The sequence below is a fragment of the Microbacterium sp. CFBP9023 genome, from assembly GCF_034045055.1.
Lineage (GTDB): Bacteria > Actinomycetota > Actinomycetes > Actinomycetales > Microbacteriaceae > Microbacterium.
On sequence record NZ_JAXCWI010000001.1, the window covers coordinates 347,050 to 372,170 of the forward strand.

Consider the following 25,121-nt stretch of genomic DNA (forward strand, 5'->3'; position numbering starts at 1 on the left):
CACGTCCTCCCGCGTCGGTGGTCAGCCGGTGGTGAGCCGGTCGAGAGCGTCCTCTGCGGTGCGGAGATGCTCTTCCGACTCCCGCACTCGCTGCGCGAGCGATTCCTGTTCGGCCTTCGCCTCCTCGGCGTCTTCTCGCGCGCGCTTCGTTTCATGTCGGACCTTCGCCAGGTCAGCTTCGAGTTCACGCTCACGACGTGTGAGGGCTTCGATCCTCACCGCAGCATCGCGGAGTGCTCGGTCGGCCGTCGCCGCTTCGCGTGCCGCCGTGTCGTGAGCCTTCTGGGCTTCTCTGACGGCCCGTTCCGCGTCCCGTCGCTCTCTGCGTGACCGCACCTCGTCGACGGGTGTGGGCGAGATCGCGGGCGGTGCGGGTGCGCCTCCACCCACGAGGGTGTCGGCGATGTCGGCGAACGTGCCGGCCGGTTCCAGCTCGCGCACGAGCCTCGCCGAGGCGACGGCGGCGGCCGCAGTCGGATCGAAGAAGGCCGCGCTGATGGTCTGCTGAACCGCCTCTCTCGTCGAAGCCGTGACGCGCTGTCCGCGCGCTTCAGCGAGCGCAGCGGCATCTGCCGCGAGTCGGCTCGTGAGGGCGCGGCGGTTGCGACCGAGCTGCGCGAGCGCGCGAGCATCCAGGTCCGCCTGAGCTTCGCGGAGCTCTTCGGCGAGTTGAAGCGCTTCTCCGAGTTGCGCGGCGCGCTCGTGTGCGAAGACGTTGACCACCCAGGCGGCGACCGACGGCTTCTTCAGATCGCGAATCTGCGCGGCGAGGCCCGCGTCGTCGGCCTCGGCGGCGCGCGCGTTGCGTGCGCTCACGAACTCTGCAGGTGACCCCGTGTACAGCTCCACTGCGATGTCAGCGAGCGGGGAGTCCATGCGTGCGACGATACACCGCGCAGGATGAGCTCCTCCCTGCCACGTCAGATGCGCGTTCCGAGCCACCTGTGCCAGTATTCTGGTTCGCATGGCAACGCTGTTCTATGGCGCGTCGGACGTTCCGATCCACATCGAGGATCGAGCACTCGCGCATCTGAAGATCGTCATCGCGACCAAGCTCCGCCGTCAGGAGAGCTTCACCCTGTCATGGCGTCATCCCGAGGGAGAGCCCGGCGGGCGATCCACCATCTGGATCCATCCGTCCATCCCGCTGCGCTTCACCTTCGACGAGCCGGAGCAGCCTCAGCTGAACCCGCGGTGGATCGACGATCTGATGCAGTCGGTGAACTCGACAGGCGGCATCCTCCTCGTCGACGAGGTGATCGATTCTCCGGTCGAGTGAGCGTCAGCCGGCCCACTCGATCAGGATGAGGCCCTGGCGCGTGTCCGCGAACTTCACCCAGCCGTCGCCGAACAGATACGTCATGCCGTAGCCGTCTTCGTCGGTGCCCATCGCGAACTGCGGGTTCTCGGTGATGTAGATGCCGTCGGGCCCGTCCTCGCGGGTCCAGCCTTCTCCGAGGAGGGAGGTCTGTGCAGCAGTGGCGTCTTCAGCGCTGATCGTCGACCACCCGTAGAGCTGACCGTGATCTGAGGCGACGCTGTAGTCGGCCCAGAAGCAGAGGAGCCCGTCGGCGAGCGTCACGCCACCCACCACGAACTCCTTCTCCTCGAAGGTCCAGCCCTGATCGGTGAGTGCCTGCACGGTTCCGGCCGAGACGATCGTGTCGCAGGCTGGCTCCACCGCCGGGGAGGGTGTGGGAGTGGCTGCCGGCTCCGCAGTCGCCGTGGGGGAGGGCTTCGGCGAGTCGGGGGTGGGCGACGGCGCTCCCTCGGGCGTCGCTGCGCAGGAGACGAGCGCGACGGTGAGCAGGAGCGCACCGAGTGCGGCGGAGGTGAAGCGGTTCATCGCGCGTGCCTTCATCAGGGGTCAGTCGTGCAGAAGTGCGAGGAACGCGTCGTGGAGGATGCCGTTGGTGGCCAGCGCCGAAAGGTCGGAGATCGTCTCTGCGCCGTCGAAACCGGTCATCCGACCGCCCGCCTCGCGCACGATCGGGACTGCGGCCGCGACGTCGTACTCCTTGACGCCGAATTCCGCGACCATGTCGATCCGCCCCTCGGCCAGGAGCATGTAGGCGTAGATGTCTCCGTAGGCGCGGTCGCGCCATACCCGGTCGGCCAGCTTCAGCAGTTGGTCGAGGTGACCGGACTCAGCCCATTGGGTGATGCTCTGGAAGCTCACGCTCGCGTCATCGAGAGACGACACGGAGGATGCCGAGACGCGGCGCGGTTCGGCATCCGTCGCCGTCCATGCCCCTGACCCTGACGCCGCCCACCAGCGGCGTCCGATCGCGGGCATGCTGACCACTCCGACCTGCGGTACGCCGTCGACCGCGAGGGCGATCATCGTGCCCCACAGCGGCACTCCGCGGAGGAAGTTCGCGGTGCCGTCGATGGGATCGATGATCCACTGCCGATGGGTGCTGCCCTCAGCGCCGAACTCCTCGCCGAAGATGCCGTCATCGGGCCGTTCGATCGACAGGATGGCGCGGATCGCCCGCTCGGTGGCGAGGTCCGCATCGGTGACATGAGAATTGTCCGCTTTGGTCGAGATCTCCAGGTCGGAGCTGTCGAACCGGGGGAGCGACTGCGCATCTGCGGCGTCGGCGAGTCGAAGGGCGAGTGCGAGGTCGCGAGAGAAGTCGTCGACGCGGGGGGAGGCGGTCACATCTCCAGGATAACCGCCCCGCCCGGGGACCCGAGGGCTCGTGACACGGGGCGACACGCGCGGCGGACACGTGGGACCCGACTCGATTTCGCACCGCGGCGATCGGCTGGTAATGTAATTCCTCGGCCGGGGAATACCGCGCCACGCACCTCTAGCTCAATCGGCAGAGCAACTGACTCTTAATCAGTGGGTTCTCGGTTCAAGTCCGAGGGGGTGCACGGATCAGCCTCGATGACTCTCGCCAGTCATCGGGGCTTTTCTGCGTCGCGGTGATGCCGCCGACATCGCATTCCGTGCGCTAGTTTGATGCAAACGCTAAGGGGTGGCGATGCGCGCACGGGTGAGGAGACTCGCAGTCGGTGCGATCGTGGCCGTCTGCAGTCTTCCGCTCACCGCATGCTCGGCTGGGCTCGAGACGAGCATCGCCTATACGGCCTCCTCGGTGACGCTGGGCCCCGACGAGGCGCTCGTGGTCGACTTCGGTGACATCAATCCCACCGTCGGTGAGGAGTGGGTGCTGACGCGGGAGCCCGATCCGGCGGTTCTCGGACCCGGCGACGAGCGGTCGCGGTACCTGGGCGAGGAGGGTGAGACCGGAGCGCCGAGCGCGCTCACCTACCGCTTCGCGCCCGTGGGTGAGGGAACCACCGTGATCCAGTTCGAGTACCGATTCCGCGGCGCCGTTCCCGAGGACCTCGACGACCAGAAGACCGCGGAGATCACGGTCACCGTCAAGTAGGTCGATCAGGCGACTGCGATGACAGCGCCGCCGGTGGGCCTGCTGCGCTCTGAGAGCTCGCTCATCGCCCCACGGCATCGAACGCAGCAGGCTGGCGTGTCACCCGGCGTCGCCGAGCAGGATGGCCTGAGCGTCCTCGATCGTGGCATCGTCAGGCTCGTCGTCGATGTGGGCGAGGATCTTCCTGCCGAAGAAGATCGTCGCCGCTGCGATGAGCACGGCGAGAGCGGCGACCAGATACGGGATCGTCGCGTTGAACGCGTGCCAGAGAGCCGCTGCGAGGGGCGGCGCGATGGCTCCGCCGAGGAACCTCACAGACGAGTACGCCGACGATGCGACCGAGCGGGGCAGGTCCGTGGCCTCCATCACCGCTTCGGTGAGCACGGTGTTCATCACACCCAGCAGCAGTCCGCCGATGACGATGCACACGACCAGCGCGGTGGCGGATTCGACCAGCAGGCCGGCGATGATCAGATCCACGGCGAGAAGCGGCAGGACGGTGAGGATCACGCTCGTGCGGGACATCCGGCGCATGAGCAGGGGAGCCACCCAGACGCTCGTGATGGCGAGGGCGAGGCCCCAGCCGAAGAACGTGAAGCCGATCCCCATGGCCCCGAAGCCCAGAGGGAACGGCGAGAACGCGAGCAGGATGAAGAAGCCGATGTTGTAGAAGAAGGCCGCGATCGCGAGAATCGCGAGCGCAGGACGACCCAGGGCCCTGAAGGGTGCCGAGAACGGGATGGGCGCGCGCTTGTCCTCGGGTCCGCGCAGAAGCACGAGCACGGCGAGGAAGGCGATCGCCATGAGCACCACCACTCCGAAGAACGGGGCGCGCCAGCTCTGCTCGCCCAGCAGGCCGCCCAGAAGCGGACCGATGGCGATACCGAGCCCGAGGGCTGCCTCGTAGAGGACGATCGCAGCTGAGCTGCCCCCCGACGCCGCGCCCACGATCGTCGCGAGAGCGGTGGAGATGAACAGCGCGTTGCCCAGACCCCATCCTGCGCGGAAGCCGATGACCGCGTCGACGCTGCCGCTGAGCGCGCAGAGCAGGGCGAACACCACGATGAGCGCCAGCCCGATCAGAAGCGTCTTCTTGGCGCCGATGCGGCTCGAGATCCAGCTGGTCACGAGCATCGCGAGACCGGTGACCGCGAGATAGCTCGTGAACAGGAGCTCCGTCTCGAACGGGGTCGCCTGCAGGGATTCCGCGATCGCGGGGAGGATGGGATCCACGAGTCCGATGCCCATGAATGCGACGACGCACGCGAAGGCGACGGCCCAGACCTGGGCTGGTTGCTTCCACACTGAGGTGGCGGGGGTGTTCACGCTGCTGCTCCTGTCGAGTCGGTGGTGGTGTGCGCCGCGAGGATCTCGGCGGCGCGCGTCAGGATGCTCCATTCGTCGCCGTCGAGGTCGGCGAAGCGAGGGGCGAGCGTGTCACGGAACTCTTCGCGCCATGACTGCAGCGCGTGGGACCCGGCCGCGGTGATGGCGACGGCTGTCGCGCGAGAGTCCTCGGCGACGGGGGAGCGAAGGACCAATCCCTCGCGCTCGAGATTCCCGATGAGCCGGGTCATCCCGGGCTGGGTCGTGCGTGCGGCTGCCGCGAGCTCTCCGACCCGCTTGGGCCCGGACTGCTCGAGCAGACTCAGCACCCGCCACTGCGCGGCAGGCGCATCATTGCCGGCGTCCTGTGCGGCGATCCGGCCGAGCGCATACCCGGAGAGCACGAGCGAGGGGATGACATCCTGACGATTCATACCAGAAAGTATATAACCACTGGTATGTATAAGTCGGGGTCAGCGCCGAGCCCCCGCGATCCGAGCCGAGAGCTGGTGCGCATGGGCGAGGAGCGTCCTGCCCAGCTCGCCGATCCGATCAGGGCCGAAGCGGAATCCCACGCCGGTCAGGCTCAAGGCCCATTCCGGTCGACCCGAGCGATCGAAGACCGCCGCGCCGAGACCCCAGCTGCCCTCCACGATCAGCCCCGGATTCACCGCATAGCCTCTCTCCTTCGTCTCGGCCAGCCGTGTTCGCAGGGGTGCGGCACCGTGAGATCTGCCCCAGTTGGTCTCGAGCTCCGGATGACGTTCCAGATAGGCGTCCACATCGTGGTCAGGGAGGAACGCCAGAATGGCGAGTCCGGCGCTTGCCACGCCGAGCGGAAACCGCACGCCCTCGCTCAGCACGAATGACCGGATCGGGAAGGAGCCCTCCTCGCGGACGAGGCACACCGTCTCATCGGCACGGCGCACCGAGAGGAAGGCGCTCTCCTCGGTCTTGACCGCGAGCGAGCGGACGATATCACGCCCCAGGGCAGTCACGTCGTAACGGGCTGCTGCGACGGATCCCATGAGATAGAGCTCCGGCCCGGGCATCCAGCGAGTGGAGGACTCGTCGCGGTCGACCAGACCCTCGGCGCGAAGTGCGGAGAGCAGGCGATGCGCGGTCGAGCGGGACAACCCGGCGGACGCGGACAGCTCCTGGAGCGACGCACCGTCGTGGCCGCTGGAGGTCACGAGCCTCAAGAGCTTCGCGGCGCGCGCGATCGCCTGCGTTCCGGGAATCGAGGCGGAGGGTTCCATAATGTGGACGCTATTCGTTGATGTGTCCACATCGCAAGAGTGTTCTTCCCTCGAGGATGCCGGAGAGCGGATGCTGAAGGAACGAGCGTCATTCGAAGGAGCATGCGTGATCGACAAACAGTGGGCGAGCGCCGAAGAAGCGGTCGCAGACATCGAGGACGGTGCGTCTCTCGCCGTCGGAGGATTCGGGCTCTCCGGGAACCCGACTGCGCTCATCGACGCGCTGCTCGCCCGGGGAACGAGCGGGCTCAGCATCGTCAGCAACAACTGCGGAGTGGACGACTGGGGACTCGGCATCCTGCTCGCCGCTCGCCGGATCCGCAAGATGACCTCGTCCTACGTCGGGGAGAACAAGGAGTTCGAACGGCAGTTCCTCTCCGGCGAACTCGAGCTCGAGCTGACACCGCAGGGAACCCTCGCCGAGAAGCTCAGGGCGGGAGGGTCTGGAATCGCCGCATTCTTCACCCAGACCGGCGTCGGCACGCAGGTCGCCGAGGGTGGGCTCCCGCGACGCTACAACCCCGACGGCAGCATCGCGGTGGCGTCTCCGGCGAAGGATGTTCGTACCTTCGACACCGCGGCAGGGCCGCGTGAGTATGTGCTCGAAGAGGCCATCACCACCGATTTCGCGCTGGTGCATGCGCTGGCGGGGGACAGGCACGGGAATCTGATCTTCAACAAGGCGGCGCGCAACTTCAACCCCCTCGCGGGGATGGCCGGACGAATCTGCATCGCGCAGGTGGAGCAGCTCGTCGAACCGGGGGAGCTGGATCCGGACCGCGTCCATCTGCCGGGTGTCTTCGTGCACCGCGTCGTCGAGGTCGGCACCGACATCCCGAAGCGGATCGAACGTCGAACCGTCACGCCGGAAGGAGTCTGACATGGCGCTCACACGCGATGAGATGGCCGCTCGCGCTGCCGCAGAGCTGCGGGACGGCTCCTATGTCAACCTCGGCATCGGGCTGCCCACGCTCGTGCCGAACCACGTGCCTGACGGCGTGACCGTCGTGCTGCAATCCGAGAACGGCATCCTCGGCGTCGGACCGTACCCGCACGAGGGCGCGGTGGATCCGGACCTGATCAACGCCGGCAAAGAGACCGTCACGGTGCTGGCCGGTGCCGCGTACTTCGACTCCGCGACGAGTTTCGGCATGATCAGAGGCGGCAAGATCGACGCGGCGATCCTCGGCGCCATGCAGGTGTCCGCCACCGGAGACCTCGCGAACTGGATGATCCCGGGCAAGATGGTGAAGGGACCCGGCGGCGCGATGGATCTCGTGCATGGTGCCGCGCGCGTCATCGTGCTGATGGAACACACCGCGAAGGACGGATCGGCGAAGATCGTGCACGACTGCTCGCTTCCACTCACAGGCCGCGGGGTCGTCGATCGCATCATCACCGACCTGGCGGTGATCGACGTGAGACCGGACGGTCTCTCGCTCGTCGAGCTCGCACCGGGCGTGACGGTGGAGCAGGTCGTGGCGGCGACGGAGCCGACACTCACGGTCCCCGAAGAACTGCACGACCGATGAACGCACAGAACGGAGAGGCGGAGATGAACGCCCCAGACCACTCGAGCGACGCGGACGTCGTGATCGTCGCCGCGGCACGCACTCCCCAGGGCCGCCTCAAGGGACAGCTGGCGAGCTTCAGCGCGCCGGAGCTCGGCACATTCGCGATCCGAGGTGCCCTGGAACAGGGGTCCATCGATCCCTCGGACGTGGACGCCGTGATCATAGGCCAGGTCCTCGCGGCCGGCTCGGGACAGAACGCAGCGAGACAGGCGGCGATCGGAGCCGGTATCGGCTGGGACGTTCCCGCCCATTCCGTGAACAAGGTGTGCCTCTCAGGTCTCACGGCGATCATCGACGCGGCTCGGATGATCCGGACGGGAGACGCGGCGGTCGTCGTCGCGGCGGGCATGGAATCCATGACCAGGGCTCCGCACCTGCTCATGGGGTCGCGGGACGGATGGACGTACGGCAGCGTGGAGGTGCTCGATCACATGGCCCACGACGGCCTCACCGACGCGTACGACAAAGAGAGCATGGGCGCGTCCACCGAGCACCACAACGCCCGCTACGAGCTGACGCGCGGGGCTCAGGATCAGGTGGCGGCGCTGTCGCATCAGCGCGCTTCGGCGGCTCAGGCCGCCGGCGTCTTCGACGATGAGATCGTGTCCGTCGCCGTTCCCCAGCGGCGGGGGGAGCCGACGCTCGTCACCGCCGATGAGGGCATCAGGCCCGACACGACCGTCGAGTCTCTCGCGGGCCTTCGGGCGGCGTTCGCCGAGGGCGGCTCGATCACGGCCGGCAATTCGTCTCAGATCTCCGACGGAGCGTCGGCGGTCGTCGTGACGACCCGCGCCACGGCGGCGACCAGAGGCTGGCCGGTGCTCGTCACCGTCGGCGCCAGCGGGCAGACCGCAGGGCCGGACAACTCGCTGCAGGCGCAGCCCGCGCGGGCCATCGAACGCGCGTGCGAGAAGCAGGGCATCACAGCCGCAGACCTCGATGTCGTCGAGATCAACGAGGCCTTCGGAGCGGTCGTCGCCCGATCGCAGCTCGAGCTCGGGCTCTCCAGCGACATCGTGAACGTCCACGGCGGCGGCATCGCGATCGGTCATCCGATCGGCGCGTCAGGCACACGTCTGGTCGTCCACATGGCACACGAACTCGCTCGCAGAGGAAGCGGTGTCGCGGCTGTGGGGCTGTGCGGAGGAGGCGGTCAGGGCGAGGCGCTGATCCTCACTCGCTGAGACTCAGCGCTTGATCGGCTTGACGCCCTCGGAGCGCTGCTTCTTGGCTTCCTTCTCGCGCTCCTTCTGCTGCTTGGCATAGACCGGCGAATCGGGCGACACGGGGCGACCCTGCTTCGCGCGGCGAGTGTCGATGACAGCGCCGATCGACAGCGCGAGCGTGATTCCCCAGCTCACCCACGCGAGGGCGGAGCGCCAGGTGATCTTGGTGTCGCGGGATCCGCGGAGCAGAGTGACGCCCGTCATGATCGCGCCGACGATTCCGGTGCCCGAGAGGTAGTTCATGACTTCACGCTACCTGCCGACGGCTGCGTCGCGCCCCGCCTTGACAACTCGGCGGGGAATCTGTCAGAGCCGTCCGTCGATGAGGCGGCCCGGGAACCCAGGCGTCGTCCCGCCGACCGCGCTACCATGGAAGGGTCGCGGCTGGTCCGCGGCCGCAATCCGTGTATCTACCGGCCGCCGGCTTCCCGGCGGACAGCGGCGGCACCCGACCCCGCGTCCGCGGACGCGCGAGAGCCCATGACACACGCAACTCCCATTCCCGAGCACCCTGCCCCGATCCCCGCGGCTGAGGAGCGAGGCCTGCTCCGCATCGCGGGGCTCCCGTATTTCATCATCGCGTTCATCGCCCGGCTTCCGTTCGCGATGATGGTCGTCGGAGTGCTCACGGTCGTCGTCTCGGCGCGCGGTTCGCTCTCGCTCGGCGGACTCACCTCCGCGGCCGTCGGACTCGGCACAGCATGCTTCGGACCTCTGCTCGGCGCCGCCGCCGATCGGTTCGGACAGCGCATGGTGCTGCTGATTCTGGCGATCGCCAACGGGGCGATGCTGGTGCTCTTCACCGTCGTCGTCTACACGGGGGGAGCGGACGCGCTGGTGCTGATATCCGCGTTCGGCATCGGCGCCACCGCTCCGCAGGTCGCTCCGATGTCTCGATCCAGACTCGTGACGATGATCGCCGATCGGATGCCTGAGGCGGCGCGCACGCGCACGGTCTCGGGGACCATGGCGTATGAGTCCGCCGCCGATGAGACCGTGTTCGTGTTCGGCCCGTTCATCGTCGGCATCCTCGCCTCCGCCATCGCGCCGTGGGCCCCGCTCATCGGTGCGGCGGTGCTCACGGTCGTGATCGTGGGCGCGTTCGCCCTGCATCCGAGCGCGCGTGTCGTCTCGGTGCACCGAGGCGAGGACGGGCGGGCGCCGTCGGCCGTGACCGAGCTCTTCAGCCCGCGTCTGCTGATCGTCGTCGTCGGCATCCTCGGCGTCGGCATGTTCTTCGGCACGATGCTCACATCGCTCACCTCCTTCATGGCGGACCGCGGCGCCGCAGAACAGGCAGGGCTCCTCTACGGCGTGATGGGCGTCGGGTCGGCGATTCTCGCGCTCGGCGTCGCGTGGCTCCCGGTGCGGTTCTCGCTCCGCGCGCGCTGGCTGCTGTTCGCCGGCATCCTGCTCGGCGGAAGCCTGCTGCTCCTCCTCGTCGACTCGCCGGCGACCATGATGATCGCTCTCGGGATCATGGGGATCGGCATCGGCCCGACCCTCGTCACGCAGTACAGCTTCGGGGCTGCGCGCAGCCCTCTGGGGCGCTCGGCGACCGTGATGACGATGCTCGGCTCGGGGATCGTCGTCGGCCAGTCCCTCGGCGCGGCCGTGGCGGGAGAGCTCGCCGAGAGCGCGGGAACGACCAGCGCTCTCGTGCTGCCGATCATCTCTGCGGCGATAGCCTTCGTCGCCGGGCTTGTCAACTGGTGGCTGAGCGGCCCCCGACCTCGCGTAGCCTCGGTCTGAGCTTCTGTAGCCTGAGGAGCACCCCCACTGCATCGTCAGGAGCACTCACCCATGTCAGTCGCAGATTTCGTCGTCGTCGCCAACCGACTTCCCGTCGACCGGGTCGTGGGTCCTGACGGAGACGAGGAGTGGCGGACCTCCCCGGGCGGTCTGGTCGCCGCACTCGAGCCGATGATGCGCAGTGCGCGCGGAGCCTGGGTCGGGTGGGCCGGCCAGCCGGATGTCGAGCTGGATCGATTCGAGATCAACGGCATCGACCTGATCCCGGTGCCGCTCAGCGCCGAGGAGGTCGCCGACTACTACGAGGGCTTCGCGAACGACACGATCTGGCCGCTGTACCACGACGTCATCGCGCCGCCGCAGTACCACCGCGAATGGTGGGAGGCGTACGTCAAGGTCAACCGCCGTTTCGCGGAGGCAGCCGCCGACGTCGTCGCACAGGACGGCACCGTCTGGGTGCACGACTACCAGCTGCAGCTGGTGCCGCAGATGATCCGCGAACTGAGGCCCGATGTCACGATCGGCTACTTCCACCACATCCCGTTCCCTGCGCACGGGCTCTATGCCCAGCTCCCGTGGCGTGATCAGGTGCTCAAAGGCCTGCTCGGCGCTGATGTCATCGGCTTCCAGCGCGCACAGGACGCCACCTACTTCCTGACCGCTGTGCGCCGTCGTCTGCGTCACGAGGTGAAGGGGTCGGCGGTCACCATCCCGACCGAGGGGGGCGGCACGCGCACCGCCGTCGCTCGGGCCTTCCCGATCTCGATCGACACCGCTCCGTACCTCGAGCTCGCGGCACGCCCCGATGTCCGAGCGCGCGCGGCCGAGATAAGAGCGAGCCTCGGCAACCCGAAGAAGATCCTCCTGGGCGTGGACCGCCTCGACTACACCAAGGGCATCCGGCATCGCATCAAGGCGTACGGCGAGCTCCTCGAAGACGGCAAGCTGAGCGTCGACGACGTCACCTTCGTGCAGGTCGCGAGTCCGAGCCGAGAGCGTGTCGACGCGTACGTGCATCTTCGCGATGAGATCGAACTCGCGGTCGGGCGCATCAACGGCGATCACGACACCATGGGGCACACCGCCATCCGCTATCTGCACCAGGGCTACCCGCGCGAGGAGATGGTCGCACTGTACCTCGCCGCCGACGTCATGCTCGTGACCGCGCTGCGCGACGGCATGAACCTCGTCGCGAAGGAGTACGTCGCGACGCGGGCCGACAATCGCGGGGTGCTCGTGCTGAGCGAGTTCACGGGCGCCGCCGACGAGCTGCGGCAGGCGGTGCGCGTCAACCCGCACGACATCGCCGGGTTGAAGGACGCGATCATGACCGCGGTCACCATGACGCCCGCTGAGCAGGGCAAGCGGATGCGGTCGCTGCGACGTCGCGTGCTGGAGAACGACGTGAACGCGTGGTCGTCGTCGTTCCTGCGCGCACTCGCGGACGTCCGCGGACGCTGATCGGCCGGGTCGCACCGTTCCGCCGGGTCATACTGGGAGGACACCGCCTCGATTGGAGACACTGTGACCCGTAGCTGGACCCCCGGAGCCGCAGACCCGGCGCTGAGCGCCATCGCCGCCACACCCAGACTGATCGTCGCGCTGGACTTCGACGGCACGGCATCTCCGCTCGTCCCCGATCCGATGGCCGCCAGGGCTCTTCCCCAGGTCGCGGTGCAGGTCGCCCGTCTCGCGGCGCTCCCCGACACGGTCGTCGCCTACGTCTCCGGGCGCAGCATGCACGACCTGCGGGTGATCACCGAGCACACGGATGACTCGCTGATCGCGCTGGCCGGATCGCACGGTGCGCAGTACTGGTATCCCGGAGTCGGCGCCAACGAGGCCGACGGCGACACCGCGGAGGGGTCGCGAGAGGAGCTGTGGGAGGCCGCGCGGCCGATCATCGATCGATACGAGGGAGCGGAGCTCGAGCCCAAGACCTTCGGAATGGGTGTGCACACCCGCACGGCCACACCGGAGGTCGAGAAGGCGGTGTTCGCCGAGATCGATGCACTCGTCGCGGAGCGCTTCCCGCACTGGCGACGCCGCTCGGGGCACCGTGTGCTCGAGTTCTCGTCGCGGAACGAGGGCAAGGATGCCGCGATGACCGCGCTGCGCGAGCATTTCGACGCCACCGCCATCCTTTTCGCCGGCGATGACGTCACGGACGAGGACGCCATGCGCGTGCTCAGCGGCGACGATCTCGGCGTCCGCGTGGGACCGGGGGAGAGCGCCGCCGAGCTTCGTGTGGAGAACCCACAACAGATCGCCCTGCTTCTGGAGGCGCTCGCGGACGAGCGCACCTCCCGGCGGGAATAGACTTCCGTCATGTCCTCGCATGATCCCTCCACCAGCGCGCCCATCGACATCAAGCCCCGCAGCCGCGTCGTCACCGACGGCATCGAGGCGACGACCTCCCGAGGCATGCTCCGTGCCGTCGGCATGGGCGACGCCGACTGGGACAAGCCCCAGATCGGAATCGCCTCCAGCTGGAACGAGATCACACCCTGCAACCTGAGCCTCGACCGGCTCGCGCAGGGTGCCAAGGAGGGCGTGCACTCCGGCGGCGGGTACCCGCTGCAGTTCGGCACGATCTCGGTCTCGGACGGCATCTCGATGGGCCACGAGGGCATGCACTTCTCGCTCGTGTCGCGCGAGGTCATCGCCGACTCGGTCGAGACCGTGATGATGGCCGAGCGACTCGACGGATCGGTGCTGCTCGCCGGTTGCGACAAGTCGATCCCCGGGATGCTGATGGCCAGCGCCCGGCTCGACCTGTCGAGCGTGTTCCTCTACGCCGGCTCCATCGCACCGGGCTGGGTCAAGCTCTCGGACGGCACCGAGAAGGACGTCACGATCATCGACTCGTTCGAGGCCGTCGGCGCCTGCCGCGCGGGACTCATGAGCGAAGAGGACCTCAAGCGCATCGAATGCGCGATCGCACCGGGTGAGGGCGCCTGCGGTGGCATGTACACGGCGAACACGATGGCGTCGGTCGCCGAGGCCCTGGGCCTGAGCCTTCCCGGTTCTGCCGCTCCGCCCGCCGCGGATCGTCGTCGTGACTACTTCGCGCACCGTTCCGGCGAGGCCGTCGTCAACCTGCTCCGCCAGGGCATCACGACCCGCGACATCCTCACCAAGGAGGCGTTCGAGAACGCGATCGCCCTCGCGATGGCCCTGGGCGGTTCGACCAACGTCGTGCTGCACCTGCTCGCGATCGCGCGCGAGGCCGAGGTCGAGCTGAGCCTGCACGACTTCAACCGCATCGGCGACAAGGTGCCGCACGTCGCGGACATGAAGCCGTTCGGCAAGTACGTCATGAACGACGTCGACCGCCACGGCGGCATCCCCGTGATCATGAAGGCGATGCTCGACGAGGGCCTGCTGCACGGTGACGCGCTCACCGTGACGGGCAAGACGCTCGCCGAGAACCTCGCGGACCTCGACCCGCAGCCGATCGACGGCGAGGTCATCCACACCTTCGACAACCCGATCCACGCGACCGGCGGCCTGACGATCCTGCACGGGTCGCTCGCGCCCGAGGGTGCCGTCGTGAAGACCGCAGGCTTCGACGCGGCCGTCTTCGAGGGCTCCGCCCGGGTGTTCGAGCGCGAGCGCGCGGCCATGGACGCCGTGGCCAACGGCGAGATCGAGGCGGGCACCGTCATCGTCATCCGCTACGAGGGTCCGAAGGGCGGACCCGGTATGCGCGAGATGCTCGCCATCACCGCGGCCATCAAGGGCGCGGGGCTCGGAAAAGATGTACTACTCTTGACTGACGGACGATTCTCAGGCGGCACAACCGGCCTGTGCATCGGCCACATAGCACCCGAAGCGGTGGACGCAGGTCCTATCGCCTTCGTGCGCGATGGTGATCTGATACGGGTCGATATCGCAGCTCGCTCTCTCGACCTACTCGTCGACGAGGCGGAGCTCGCCTCCCGCCGCTCTGGCTGGGAGCCGCTACCCCCGCGCTATACCCGTGGCGTTCTTGCCAAGTACTCGCGACTCGTGCGGTCCGCCGCCGAGGGCGCGACGACCGGCTGATCCGCGTCGGCTCCGGCATCCCAGCCTCCGACGTCGCCAACAGACCACCAGAAGGAGTGTCATGACTGCTGACACCGTCTCGGCTGTGCCGAGGCCGCCCGCACCCAAGTCCGCCGCACCGGAGATCTCCGGAGCCGAGGCCGTGGTCCGCACGCTCGAGCTCCTCGGCGTCAAGGACGTCTTCGGTCTTCCCGGAGGAGCGATCCTCCCGGTCTATGACCCGCTGATGGACGCCGCCGAGCTGCGGCACATCCTCGTGCGGCACGAACAGGGAGCGGGACACGCCGCCGAAGGCTACGCGTCGTCCTCGGGCAAGGTCGGCGTCTGCATCGCGACGTCGGGTCCCGGTGCGACCAACCTCGTGACCGCGATCGCCGACGCCTACATGGACTCGGTGCCGCTGCTCGCGATCACCGGGCAGGTGTTCTCGACGCTGATGGGCACTGACGCGTTCCAGGAGGCCGACATCGTCGGCATCACGATGCCGGTCACGAAGCACTCGTTCCTCGTGAAGGATGCGTCGGAGATCCCGGGCGCCATCGCGGCGGCCTATGAGATCGCCTCGACCGGCCGACCGGGTCCGGTGCTCGTCGACATCACGAAGGACGCCCAGCAAGCGATGGCGCCGTTCGTCTGGCCTCCCAAGTACGACCTGCCCGGATACCGCCCCGTGACCAAAGCGCACGGCAAGCAGATCCAGGCGGCGGCGGCCCTTCTGGCCGAGGCCAAGAAGCCGGTGCTGTACGTCGGCGGCGGTGTGATCCGCGGTCGCGCGTCTGCCGAGCTGCTCGCCCTCGCCGAGACCACGAATGCGCCCGTCGTGACCACACTCATGGCTCGCGGCGCATTCCCCGACTCCCACCAGCAGCACCTCGGCATGCCGGGCATGCACGGCACCGTTCCGGCGGTGCTGGCGCTGCAGGAGGCCGACCTGATCGTGTCCCTCGGGGCGCGGTTCGACGACCGCGTGACCGGCAAGGCCGCGCTCTTCGCGCCGAACGCCAAGGTCGTGCACGTCGACATCGATCCGGCCGAGATCTCGAAGATCCGCACCGCAGACGTGCCGATCGTGGGCGACGTCCGCGACGTGCTGGTCGATCTCGAGTCGGCGTTCCGCACCGCGATCACCACCACGACCCCTGACACCGAGGAGTGGTGGTCGTACCTCGACGGGCTGCGCAACGAGTTCCCGCTCGGGTACGCGCCGACGACCGACGGCCTCCTCGCTCCGCAGTACGTGATCCAGCGGATCGGTGAGCTGACCGGGCCGGAGGGCATCTACGCCGCGGGCGTGGGACAGCACCAGATGTGGGCTGCGCAGTTCATCAAGTACGAGCGCCCCAACGCCTGGCTGAACTCCGGGGGCGCAGGAACCATGGGCTACTCGGTTCCCGCTGCGATGGGCGCGAAGGTCGCCGAGCCCGACCGTGCGGTGTGGGCGATCGACGGTGACGGCTGCTTCCAGATGACCAATCAGGAGCTCGCCACCTGCACGATCAACAACATCCCGATCAAGGTCGCGATCATCAACAACTCGTCGCTGGGCATGGTGCGCCAGTGGCAGACGCTGTTCTACGACGGTCGCCACTCGAACACCGACCTCAACACCGGTCACGGCACCGTCCGCATCCCCGACTTCGTGAAGCTCGCGGAGGCATATGGCTGCCTCGCGATCCGCGTGGAGAAGGAGGAGGAGGTGGACGCGGCGATCAAGCTCGCCCTCGAGACGAACGACCGTCCCGTCGTCATCGACTTCGTCGTCAGCGCGGATTCGATGGTGTGGCCGATGGTTCCCCAGGGCGTCAGCAACAGCTACGTCCAGTACGCCCGCGAGCACGCGCCCGCATTCGACGAGGAGGACTGACCATGTCGACTCACGTGCTGAGCCTCCTCGTGGAGAACACCCCCGGCCTGCTGACCCGAGTCGCGGGACTGTTCGCACGCCGCGGCTTCAACATCGACTCTCTCGCGGTGGGCGTGACCGAAGTGCCTGGCATCTCGCGCATCACGGTCGTCGTCGACCTCGAGGATCTTCCTCTCGAGCAGGTGACCAAGCAGCTCAACAAGCTGATCAACGTCATCAAGATCGTCGAGCTCGACTTCCCGACCTCGGTGCAGCGCGAGCACATGCTCGTCAAGGTGCGCACCGACAACGCGACCAGGTCGAACGTCATCGAGGTGGCGAACCTGTTCCGCGCCTCTGTGGTGGACTACGCCTCCGACGCGCTGGTGATCGAGGTCACCGGTGACCGGGGCAAGGTCGACGCCATGCTCCGCGCCCTCGAGCCTTTCGGAATCAAGGAGATCGCGCAGTCGGGCCTCCTCGCCATCGGCCGCGGCGGCAAGAGCATCACCGAGCGCGTCCTGCGTGGCTGACCAGATTTCACACACGTACACGAACATCAATCAAGGAGAGAAACCAGTGAGCACCGAGATCTTCTACGACGCAGACGCCGATCTGTCGATCATCCAGGGCAAGAAGGTCGCGATCGTCGGCTACGGCTCGCAGGGTCACGCGCACGCGCAGAACCTTCGCGACTCGGGTGTCGAGGTCGCCATCGCCCTCAAGGAGGGGTCGAAGTCGGCGCCGAAGGCGGAAGAGGCCGGATTCGCGGTCAAGACCGTCGCCGACGCGACGCAGTGGGCCGACCTCATCATGATCCTCGCGCCGGACCAGCACCAGCGCACGATCTACAGCGAGTCGATCGCACCGAACCTCACCGAGGGCAAGACGCTCGCCTTCGCGCACGGCTTCAACATCCGCTTCGGCTACATCGATGCTCCTGAGGGTGTCGACGTGATCCTCGTCGCCCCGAAGGCTCCGGGTCACACGGTCCGTCGCGAGTTCGTCGCCGGCCGTGGAATCCCCGACATCATCGCCGTCGAGCGGGACGCATCGGGCAACGCGTGGGCCACGGCGCTCTCGTACGCGAAGGCCATCGGCGGCACCCGTGCCGGCGTCATCAAGACGACCTTCACCGAAGAGACCGAGACCGACCTGTTCGGCGAGCAGGCCGTGCTGTGCGGTGGCGTCAGCCACCTCGTGCAGGCCGGCTTCGAGACGCTCACCGAAGCGGGATACCAGCCGCAGATCGCGTACTTCGAGGTGCTGCACGAGCTGAAGCTCATCGTCGATCTCATGTGGGAGGGCGGCATCGCGAAGCAGCGTTGGTCGGTCTCCGACACTGCTGAGTACGGCGACTACGTCTCGGGTCCCCGCGTCGTGACCCCCGAGGTCAAGGAGTCGATGAAGGCGATCCTCGCGGACATCCAGAACGGCAACTTCGCGAAGCGCTTCATCGACGACCAGGACAACGGCGCCGAGGAGTTCCTGGCACTGCGTGCCAAGGAGGAGACGCACCCGATCGAGGCCACCGGCAAGGAGCTGCGTTCGCTCTTCGCATGGAAGCAGCAGGACGAAGACTACGTCGACGGCAGCGCTGCGCGCTGATCTGAGACGGTCGAAGAGAAGGGGCCCGGTGCGGATCGCACCGGGCCCCTTCTCGCGGTTCTGCGGGTCACTCCGCCGCAGCCTCCTCGACCTCGATCGGGGCGTCGGCGGGGTCGGCCCATACCGGCGCGGGCAGAAGAGTGTCGACCGCTCCGCCCTGGATCTCGCGCAACGCGTCCTCGATCTCGTCGGCGTTCTCGGGCACGGCGAGACCGCAGGTGCGCAGCTCGGAGGCGAACTTCAGCGTGAGGCGGCTCTTGCCGGCCCCCACGGCCTCAGCCGTGGTGCCGGTGCGCTTCTCGCTGCCGGTCTGGATGTCGGAGACCTCATCGCACACGTGGTAGACCGCACCGCCGTCGACCCACACGACCTCGTCCTTTCCGAGCATCAGGATGACCGCCGACTGGTCGGCCGTGTACTTCTCGACGGACGGCGGGTTGAAGTCGACACCGATCACTGTGGCGAGCAGGGCGAGGACCACGCCGACGATGCCGGCCGTCGTCTTCTGCCCCTTGCTCATGTCCTTGTTGAGGAAGATCAGGATCACCAGGGGGAGGAAGGCCACGACCGCGATGATCGCGCCGAGCTGGTTCTGCACGAAGAAGCGCACGGTCTCGGATCGGCGCGCGGGGTCGAGCCTGTTCGCCTTCTTCCAGAGCAGCGAGCCGGTGATCGCGAGCGCGGCGATGAGCACGAGCAGGACGAGAAGCGTGACGAACGCCCACTGCGGGAACTGCGCCGTGACGCCCTGCTCTTCCAGGAGGCCCGTGTCGGGGTCGCGCACGAGCGTGCCGTCCTCGCCGACGTACTCGCGCTGGCGGAGCAGCCAGAAGATCGACACCGCCTCGGCCGCGATGGCGAGACCCCACAGGACCGCGGCGATCCAGCGGAAGGTCGTCGCCCGCGACTTCGCCGCGGCTGTCGGCTTCCATCCCGCGGCGGGCTCGTCGGCTCCGCCCGGTGTGCTCTGGTCGACCCTGTCGTTCTGCTCGGCCACTGGCTTCCCTTCCGGAGAGGGCCGCGGTGGCCCAGATGCCCCCGAGCATAGTGGACGACGTGTCCTACGCTGGGGACATGACTTCCGACTCCGACGATGCCCTGAGCTGGGACGGCGACGACGGCGTCGCGCCGAAGGCGCGCACTCCGAAGCGCTCTGAGAGCGAGGCGTCCACCCAGCGGGATCACGCCGATGATGCGGCGCTGCCGGACGGCTGGAACGCCGTCGGCCGCGGCAGCGAGGCCGTCGGTCGCGTCGAGACCGACGGCACCGTCACGATGCCGGACGAGCAGGAATCAGCACACCTGAGCACCGCGATGCTGCTGACCCTCGGGGTCGTCGGCGGCGTATACCTCCTGTACAGCATCGGCTGGGTCGTCGGAGGGCTGCGGCTGAAGCCGCTGGCCAATCTGATCGTGGCCGATGCCATGTACGTGCCGTGGTTCGTGCTCGCGGTCGCGGCGCCCGCGCTCTGGTTCCTCGCGGTGTGGGTCTTGACCCGTGCGAAGGCGACGTGGGTCCGGGTCGGACTGCTGCTGCTCGGAGTCGTGCTGCTCGTGCCCTGGCCTTTCGTGACGGTGGGGGTGATCGGATCATGACCGAGCAGTCGACCTCTCCGGCGACCTCCGCCTCCCCGCGGTGGCTCAACGCACTCGTGCTCGGAGTCGCAGGACTCTTCTACGCCTATGCGATCTGGAATGCCGTCGCTCATCTCGTCTCCATGGCCCAGAGCGGACTCACCGGCATCGGCTGGGTGACCCTTCTCTTCGGAGTGGTGTTCCCGGCGCTCGTCTTCGTGTTCGCGTACGTGATCGGGCGACGGCGACGCGCGGGCGAGCTCGCTCTGGTGCTGCTGGCGGGTCTCGGCGTCGTGGCGGTGTTCTGGCTGAGCCTGATCGGCTACAGCATCCTCAACATGTCCGATCTCGTGACCGTCGCTCTCTGACAGACGGCGTCACACGGCACGGAGCAGCGGAGCCGCTCGGGTACAGTTGAAGTGATCGCGCCCCCACGGTGTGCGGCGCATCGGCCCCCTGTCGCGCTGCCCCGAAGGATCCCTGTGCCGAAGCCCGTCGTGCTCATCGCTGAAGTTCTCTCTCCCGCCACGATCGAGGCCCTCGGCCCCGACTTCGACGTTCGCAACGTCGACGGCACCGACCGCGAAGCGCTGTTCGCCTCGCTCGCGGATGCCGACGCGGTGCTCATCCGTTCGGCGACGCACATCGACGAAGAGGCGCTCACCCACGCTCCGAAGCTCAAGGTCGTCGCCCGCGCGGGCGTCGGGCTCGACAACGTCGACATCAAGGCGGCCACCGCCGCGGGTGTCATGGTGGTCAACGCGCCGACCTCGAACATCGTCTCGGCCGCCGAGCTGACGGTCGGCCACATCCTCAGCCTCGCCCGTCGCATCCCCGCCGCACACGCGTCGCTCGCGGCCGGTCAGTGGAAGCGCAGCTCGTTCACGGGAGCCGAGCTCTTCGAGAAGACGGTCGGCATCGTCGGCCTCGGCCGCATCGGAGCTCTCGTCGCCGCGCGCCTCGCCGCGTTCGACATGCGCGTCGTCGCTTACGACCCCTACGTCACCTCGGCCCGCGCGCAGCAGCTCGGTGTGCAGCTCCTCTCGCTCGACGAGCTCGTCGCAGAGGCGGACTTCCTCACGATCCACATGCCGAAGACGCCGGAGACGACCGGCATGATCGGTGCCGAGCAGTTCACGGCCATGAAGCCCACGGCCTTCGTCGTCAACGTCGCCCGCGGTGGCCTCATCGACGAGGAAGCGCTGCACGCGGCCCTCGTCGCCGGTGAGATCGCGGGTGCGGGTCTCGACGTCTTCACCTCCGAGCCCCCGGCCGAGGGCGGAACTGCTCGTCCGCTGCTCGACCTCCCGAACGTCGTCGTCACTCCGCACCTGGGTGCCAGCACGGAGGAGGCGCAGGAGAAGGCCGGGGTCTCGGTCGCGCGTTCCGTGCGCCTCGCGCTGGGCGGCGACCTCGTTCCCGATGCGGTCAACGTGGCCGGGGGAGTCATCGACCCGTATGTGCGCCCCGGCATCTCGCTCGTCGAGAAGCTCGGCCAGATCTTCGCGGCGCTCGCGACGTCGCCTCTCACGAGCCTCGATGTCGAGGTGCACGGCGAGCTCAACGACTACGACGTGAGCGTGCTGAAGCTCGCCGCGCTCAAGGGCGTCTTCACGAACATCGTCAGCGAGACCGTGTCGTACGTCAACGCACCGCTGCTCGCCGACCAGCGCGGTATCGCGGTCCGTCTGCTCAAGGACGACGTGAGCGACGAGTACCGCAACGTCATCACTCTGGCCGGAGCGCTCTCGGACGGCACGCAGCTGTCGGTGTCGGGCACCCTCACGGGCCCCAAGCAGGCCGAGAAGCTGGTCGCCATCAATGACCACGCCCTCGAGCTGCCGATCGAGAAGCACCACGTCGTGATGCTCTACACCGACCGTCCCGGCATCGTCGCGGTCTACGGTCAGAAGTTCGGCGAGGCCGGTATCAACATCGCAGGCATGCAGATCTCGCGCCTGGGGGCGGGCGATCAGGCGCTCAGCGTTCTCACCCTCGACTCGCCGGTCTCGGACGATCTGCTCGACGACCTGCGCAACGAGATCGACGCAGACCTGTTCCGTCAGATCGAGATCACCGAGGTCTGATCGCAGGGGAGACTCCGACAGAGCGGGAGGAGCGGCCGGGAGGTCGCTCCTCCCGCTCTGTCGTTCCCGGCCTCAGGGAGCGGTGGCGCGCAGCACGAGCGCGATCAGGTCGGACAGCTCGTCACTTCTCGGCACCAGGCGTTCGGGACCGTGCACATCGAGCGAGTTGTTGAAATACAGACCGTCGCTGAGCAGCATCACGAGATCGAGGCTCGCGGCATCCCGCACATGAGGACGGATCGTGTCCTCCCAGCGGTCGCGGTTGCGTCGCAGCGCGTCGGCAGCGGGTGCCGAGCCGCCTTGGGCCAGGCGGGTGGCGGCGATGAGGACGCGGTCCAACGCGTCGTCCTCCATCACGGAGGTGCGCACGTAGTACGCGACGGGGCCCTCTTCGGCCGAGGTCATCCGCTCGAGATCCAGAGTGGTGAGCGCATCGAGGCGCTCGATGAGGCCCGCTGCCAGCTCGTCCTTCGAGCCGAAGTGATAGAGGAGGCCGCCCTTCGACACGCCGGCGGCCTTCGCTGTCGCATCCAACGTGGCCGCCCGCTCACCGTCTTCGATGACGATCGATTCGAAGGCGTCCAGGACGCGTTCGCGGGCGAGGGGAGGTCGGGGCATCGGGGATCCTCTGTTCGTCTCGATTCACAGTAGCGCGGCCGTATGACGATTCTGTTACTATACCATCTGGACGGTTTAGTAACGATGCCGTCGTGATCCTGAGAGGTGTTCCATGACCCGTACTGCGTCGATCCCGACGACAGAGACGGATGCTCCCCGCGTCGGCGCCCGTGGCTGGGCGGCACTCGTCGTGCTCATGCTGCCGGTGCTCCTGGTGTCGGTGGACAACACGGTGCTGAGCTTCGCGCTGCCCGAGATCTCCATCGCGCTCGCGCCCACCGGAGCGGAGCAGCTGTGGATCATCGATGTGTATCCGCTCGTGCTCGCCGGGCTGCTCGTGACCATGGGCACACTCGGAGACCGCTTCGGGCGTCGTCGGATGCTGCTGATCGGCGCGACCGGCTTCGCGGCCGTGTCGGCACTCGCTGCGTTCGCCCCCACGGCAGGTCTTCTCATCGCCGCGCGAGCGCTGCTCGGCTTCTTCGGTGCGATGCTGATGCCGTCGACCCTCTCGCTGCTGCGCTCGATCTTCACGAACCGCGATCAGCGGCGCCTCGCCATCGCGGTCTGGGCGTCGGCGTTCTCCGCGGGCTCGGCCCTCGGGCCTATCGTCGGCGGCTTCCTGCTCGAGCACTTCGACTGGGGCTCGGTCTTCCTGATCGCCGTGCCCGTGCTGATCCCGCTCCTCATCGCGGCGCCGCTGCTCGTTCCCGAAAGCCGTGACCCGCACCCCGGACGCATCGACATCGTCAGCATCATGCTCTCGATGGCAGCGATGATCCCGGTCGTCTACGCGATCAAGTCGCTCGCCGTCGACGGCCCCAGTCTCACGGCGGGGGCGTGGGCGCTGCTCGGCATCGCGATGGGGTATCTCTTCGTGCGACGTCAGCTCGCAGCCGAGGTCCCGATGCTCGACATGCAGCTGTTCCGCCGGGGCTCCTTCTCGGGGGCGATCCTCGTGAACCTCCTGAGCGTCGTGGCGCTCGTGGGCTTCCTCTACTTCGTGTCGCAGCACCTGCAGCTCGTCCTCGGCCTCTCGCCGATGACGGCCGGCGCAGCGCTCGTGCCCGGAATGGCCGCGATGATCGTCGCCGGCCTCTCGGTCGTGCCGATCTCACGGCGAGTGCCACCGCACGTGCTCGTGCCCGCGGGTCTCGCGTTCTCTGTCGCCGGTTACCTCCTGGTCGCGTTCACGACGGCGGATCACGGCGTCGCTCCGCTGATCATCGCCTTCGTGGTGCTGGGCATCGGCATCGGGGCGGCGGAGACGATCTCGAATGAGCTGATCCTGTCCAGTGCTCCGGCCGAGAAGGCGGGCGCGGCCAGCGCCGTCTCCGAGACCGCCTACGAGCTGGGAGCGGTGCTCGGCACCGCCGTCCTCGGCGGCCTGATCACCGCGTTCTACCGCGGGGCGCTGGTGATTCCCTCCGGCATCCCAGCGGAGGCGGCGCACGCCGCGACGGAGACGCTGGCCGGCGCCTACACTGCCGCGAAGGATCTGCCCGCGCAGCTCGGAGACGCGTTGTGGGATGCGGCTGCCGCCGCCTTCGGATCGGGTGTCCTGGTGACCTCGCTGATCGGCGCAGGCCTGGTGATCGTGGCCGGGGTGATCGCCGCCGTCACACTGCGCAAGGCGCCCTCGCACTGACCAGTACGCTGGGAGGACCGGCCCGCTCGGCATGCATCCGAGCGTCGGCCGGTCCATCCCGATGCAAGGAGTGTCATGTCGCGTGTCGTGAAGCTGGCCGTCATCCCCGGTGACGGAATCGGCCCAGAGGTCGTCGCCGAGGCCGAGAAGGTCCTCGACGCGGTCACCGCATCGAGCGATGTGACGTTCGACAAGACGCGCTTCTCGCTCGGCGCCGCCCGTTTCCTCGAGACGGGCGACACTCTCACCGACGATGATCTGCAGTCGATCTCCGAACACGACGCGATCCTGCTCGGCGCGGTCGGCGGCACGCCAGGAGACCCGCGCCTGAAGGACGCGAACATCGAGCGCGGCCTGCTGCTGAAACTCCGCTTCACGCTGGATCATTACGTCAATCTGCGTCCGTCCAAGCTCTTCGCCGGTGCCTCGGGTCCGCTCGCGAATCCCGGCGAGATCGACTTCGTCGTCGTCCGCGAGGGCACTGAGGGGCCGTACGTCGGCAACGGCGGCGCGATCCGCAAGGGCACACCGCACGAAGTCGCCAACGAGACGTCCGTGAACACGGCATTCGGTGTCGAGCGGGTCGTGCGATACGCGTTCGATCTCGCCGAACGTCGCAGCAAGAAGATCACCCTCGTGCACAAGACGAACGTGCTCGTGCACGCCGGCGCCATCTGGCAGCGCGTCGTCGACGAGGTCGCGTCCGAGCATCCCGACGTGTCCGTCGACTACCTGCACGTCGATGCCGCGACGATCTTCCTCGTCACCGATCCCTCGCGCTTCGACGTGATCGTCACCGACAACCTCTTCGGCGACATCCTCACCGATCTCGCAGGCGCTGTCACCGGCGGCATCGGACTCGCCGCATCGGGCAACATCAACCCCGACGGCACCTTCCCGTCGATGTTCGAGCCGGTGCACGGCTCGGCTCCCGACATCGCGGGGCAGCAGAAGGCCGACCCCACCGCGGCGATCCTGTCGGTCGCGCTGCTGCTCGACCACCTCGGACTCGGAGCGGAGGCCGCTCGAGTGAGTGCCGCCGTCGAATCCGACATCGCGACCCGCACGGGTGCGCGCACGACCGCGGAGACCGGCTCCGCGATCGCTGCTCTGCTCTGACCGACAGGCGTAGGCTGAGACGGCGCGAGGATGCG

At 67.8% G+C, this 25,121-nt stretch carries 26 protein-coding genes and 1 tRNA gene; 18 read left to right on the forward strand and 9 right to left on the reverse strand.

Features of this window, described 5'->3' with window-relative positions; genetic code table 11:
• Positions 1–21: 21 nt before the first annotated feature.
• Positions 22–876 (reverse strand): transposase, encoded by an 855-nt coding sequence (locus tag SOM10_RS01630; protein WP_320488079.1) that lies wholly within the window; start codon positions 874–876, stop codon positions 22–24.
• A gap of 88 nt (positions 877–964) precedes the next feature.
• Between SOM10_RS01630 and SOM10_RS01635 the strand changes: the two genes are divergently transcribed.
• On the forward strand, positions 965–1,279 hold the full coding sequence (locus tag SOM10_RS01635; RefSeq protein WP_285362958.1) for a hypothetical protein: 315 nt from the start codon (positions 965–967) through the stop codon (positions 1,277–1,279).
• A gap of 3 nt (positions 1,280–1,282) precedes the next feature.
• Here the strand turns inward: SOM10_RS01635 and SOM10_RS01640 are convergent, their stop codons facing one another.
• Both SOM10_RS01640 and hisN read right to left on the reverse strand, forming a co-directional pair.
• On the reverse strand, positions 1,283–1,846 hold the full coding sequence (locus SOM10_RS01640) for a hypothetical protein (protein ID WP_320488081.1): 564 nt from the start codon (positions 1,844–1,846) through the stop codon (positions 1,283–1,285).
• Between the two features lie 21 nt (positions 1,847–1,867).
• Positions 1,868–2,665: a histidinol-phosphatase gene (hisN, locus tag SOM10_RS01645; protein WP_053095850.1), complete on the reverse strand. Its 798-nt coding sequence runs from the start codon at positions 2,663–2,665 to the stop codon at positions 1,868–1,870.
• 145 nt (positions 2,666–2,810) lie between these two features.
• On the opposite strand from hisN, the gene SOM10_RS01650 reads away from it, so the two are divergent.
• Together SOM10_RS01650 and SOM10_RS01655 are read left to right on the forward strand one after the other, a co-directional pair.
• Positions 2,811–2,883: transfer RNA gene (locus SOM10_RS01650), tRNA-Lys, on the forward strand.
• Positions 2,884–2,993: 110 nt separating this feature from the next.
• Positions 2,994–3,404 carry a protease inhibitor I42 family protein gene (locus SOM10_RS01655; protein ID WP_320488083.1) on the forward strand — a complete coding sequence of 137 codons (411 nt, stop codon included), beginning with the start codon at positions 2,994–2,996 and terminating at the stop codon, positions 3,402–3,404.
• 99 nt (positions 3,405–3,503) lie between these two features.
• Here the strand turns inward: SOM10_RS01655 and SOM10_RS01660 are convergent, their stop codons facing one another.
• The 3 genes from SOM10_RS01660 to SOM10_RS01670 are packed head-to-tail and all read right to left on the reverse strand — an operon-like array spanning position 3,504 to position 5,989.
• Positions 3,504–4,730 carry an MFS transporter gene (locus SOM10_RS01660; RefSeq protein WP_320488084.1) on the reverse strand — a complete coding sequence of 409 codons (1,227 nt, stop codon included), beginning with the start codon at positions 4,728–4,730 and terminating at the stop codon, positions 3,504–3,506.
• The gene (locus tag SOM10_RS01665) at positions 4,727–5,164 is read right to left on the reverse strand and encodes a MarR family winged helix-turn-helix transcriptional regulator (protein ID WP_056278629.1); all 438 of its coding nucleotides are present in this window, start codon (positions 5,162–5,164) and stop codon (positions 4,727–4,729) included. The genes SOM10_RS01660 and SOM10_RS01665 overlap by 4 nt, the downstream gene beginning before the upstream one ends.
• Positions 5,165–5,203: 39 nt before the next feature.
• The gene (locus SOM10_RS01670) at positions 5,204–5,989 is read right to left on the reverse strand and encodes an IclR family transcriptional regulator (protein ID WP_320488087.1); all 786 of its coding nucleotides are present in this window, start codon (positions 5,987–5,989) and stop codon (positions 5,204–5,206) included.
• 106 nt (positions 5,990–6,095) lie between these two features.
• Between SOM10_RS01670 and SOM10_RS01675 the strand changes: the two genes are divergently transcribed.
• From SOM10_RS01675 to SOM10_RS01685, 3 genes are read left to right on the forward strand one after another with little or no spacing between them, the layout of a single operon-like run.
• Positions 6,096–6,869, forward strand: coding sequence for a CoA transferase subunit A (locus SOM10_RS01675; RefSeq protein ID WP_056279039.1), 774 nt, complete (start codon positions 6,096–6,098; stop codon positions 6,867–6,869).
• 1 nt (position 6,870) lies between these two features.
• The gene (locus SOM10_RS01680) at positions 6,871–7,521 is read left to right on the forward strand and encodes a CoA transferase subunit B (RefSeq protein WP_320488090.1); all 651 of its coding nucleotides are present in this window, start codon (positions 6,871–6,873) and stop codon (positions 7,519–7,521) included.
• A 23-nt stretch (positions 7,522–7,544) separates the two neighbouring features.
• Positions 7,545–8,747, forward strand: a complete 1,203-nt coding sequence (locus tag SOM10_RS01685) for an acetyl-CoA C-acetyltransferase (protein WP_320488092.1) — start codon at positions 7,545–7,547, stop codon at positions 8,745–8,747.
• A gap of 3 nt (positions 8,748–8,750) precedes the next feature.
• Here the strand turns inward: SOM10_RS01685 and SOM10_RS01690 are convergent, their stop codons facing one another.
• Positions 8,751–9,032, reverse strand: coding sequence for a hypothetical protein (locus tag SOM10_RS01690; protein WP_053095855.1), 282 nt, complete (start codon positions 9,030–9,032; stop codon positions 8,751–8,753).
• A 237-nt stretch (positions 9,033–9,269) separates the two neighbouring features.
• On the opposite strand from SOM10_RS01690, the gene SOM10_RS01695 reads away from it, so the two are divergent.
• The 7 genes from SOM10_RS01695 (at position 9,270) to ilvC (ending at position 18,039) form a co-directional block, all read left to right on the forward strand.
• Positions 9,270–10,541, forward strand: coding sequence for an MFS transporter (locus tag SOM10_RS01695; RefSeq protein WP_320488094.1), 1,272 nt, complete (start codon positions 9,270–9,272; stop codon positions 10,539–10,541).
• Between the two features lie 51 nt (positions 10,542–10,592).
• On the forward strand, positions 10,593–12,002 hold the full coding sequence (locus SOM10_RS01700; protein ID WP_056278630.1) for an alpha,alpha-trehalose-phosphate synthase (UDP-forming): 1,410 nt from the start codon (positions 10,593–10,595) through the stop codon (positions 12,000–12,002).
• Between the two features lie 63 nt (positions 12,003–12,065).
• A complete protein-coding gene (otsB, locus tag SOM10_RS01705; protein ID WP_320488095.1) occupies positions 12,066–12,860 on the forward strand; it encodes a trehalose-phosphatase in 795 nt (264 codons plus the stop codon).
• Between the two features lie 9 nt (positions 12,861–12,869).
• Complete coding sequence (ilvD, locus tag SOM10_RS01710) at positions 12,870–14,588, forward strand: dihydroxy-acid dehydratase (protein WP_053095858.1); 1,719 nt, start codon at positions 12,870–12,872, stop codon at positions 14,586–14,588.
• 61 nt (positions 14,589–14,649) lie between these two features.
• The gene (locus SOM10_RS01715) at positions 14,650–16,452 is read left to right on the forward strand and encodes an acetolactate synthase large subunit (protein ID WP_320488096.1); all 1,803 of its coding nucleotides are present in this window, start codon (positions 14,650–14,652) and stop codon (positions 16,450–16,452) included.
• A 2-nt stretch (positions 16,453–16,454) separates the two neighbouring features.
• Positions 16,455–16,964, forward strand: a complete 510-nt coding sequence (gene ilvN, locus SOM10_RS01720) for an acetolactate synthase small subunit (RefSeq protein WP_056278631.1) — start codon at positions 16,455–16,457, stop codon at positions 16,962–16,964.
• A gap of 25 nt (positions 16,965–16,989) precedes the next feature.
• Positions 16,990–18,039, forward strand: a complete 1,050-nt coding sequence (gene ilvC, locus SOM10_RS01725) for a ketol-acid reductoisomerase (protein WP_072592268.1) — start codon at positions 16,990–16,992, stop codon at positions 18,037–18,039.
• A gap of 67 nt (positions 18,040–18,106) precedes the next feature.
• On the opposite strand, the gene SOM10_RS01730 is transcribed toward ilvC, so the two are convergent.
• Positions 18,107–19,036, reverse strand: coding sequence for a hypothetical protein (locus tag SOM10_RS01730; protein WP_320488099.1), 930 nt, complete (start codon positions 19,034–19,036; stop codon positions 18,107–18,109).
• Between the two features lie 77 nt (positions 19,037–19,113).
• Here SOM10_RS01730 and SOM10_RS01735 point away from each other — a divergent pair, with 77 nt between their 5' ends.
• The 3 genes from SOM10_RS01735 (at position 19,114) to serA (ending at position 21,701) form a co-directional block, all read left to right on the forward strand.
• On the forward strand, positions 19,114–19,635 hold the full coding sequence (locus SOM10_RS01735) for a hypothetical protein (RefSeq protein WP_056279044.1): 522 nt from the start codon (positions 19,114–19,116) through the stop codon (positions 19,633–19,635).
• On the forward strand, positions 19,632–19,982 hold the full coding sequence (locus tag SOM10_RS01740) for a hypothetical protein (RefSeq protein WP_056278633.1): 351 nt from the start codon (positions 19,632–19,634) through the stop codon (positions 19,980–19,982). The genes SOM10_RS01735 and SOM10_RS01740 overlap by 4 nt, the downstream gene beginning before the upstream one ends.
• A 114-nt stretch (positions 19,983–20,096) precedes the next feature.
• On the forward strand, positions 20,097–21,701 hold the full coding sequence (serA, locus tag SOM10_RS01745) for a phosphoglycerate dehydrogenase (RefSeq protein ID WP_053095864.1): 1,605 nt from the start codon (positions 20,097–20,099) through the stop codon (positions 21,699–21,701).
• 72 nt (positions 21,702–21,773) lie between these two features.
• Here the strand turns inward: serA and SOM10_RS01750 are convergent, their stop codons facing one another.
• Entirely contained in the window at positions 21,774–22,319 is a 546-nt protein-coding gene (locus tag SOM10_RS01750) for a TetR/AcrR family transcriptional regulator (protein ID WP_053095865.1), read from the reverse strand.
• A 112-nt stretch (positions 22,320–22,431) separates the two neighbouring features.
• Here SOM10_RS01750 and SOM10_RS01755 point away from each other — a divergent pair, with 112 nt between their 5' ends.
• Both SOM10_RS01755 and SOM10_RS01760 read left to right on the forward strand, forming a co-directional pair.
• A complete protein-coding gene (locus tag SOM10_RS01755) occupies positions 22,432–23,967 on the forward strand; it encodes an MFS transporter (protein ID WP_295100319.1) in 1,536 nt (511 codons plus the stop codon).
• Between the two features lie 75 nt (positions 23,968–24,042).
• Complete coding sequence (locus SOM10_RS01760) at positions 24,043–25,086, forward strand: 3-isopropylmalate dehydrogenase (RefSeq protein WP_320488100.1); 1,044 nt, start codon at positions 24,043–24,045, stop codon at positions 25,084–25,086.
• Positions 25,087–25,121 lie beyond the last annotated feature (35 nt).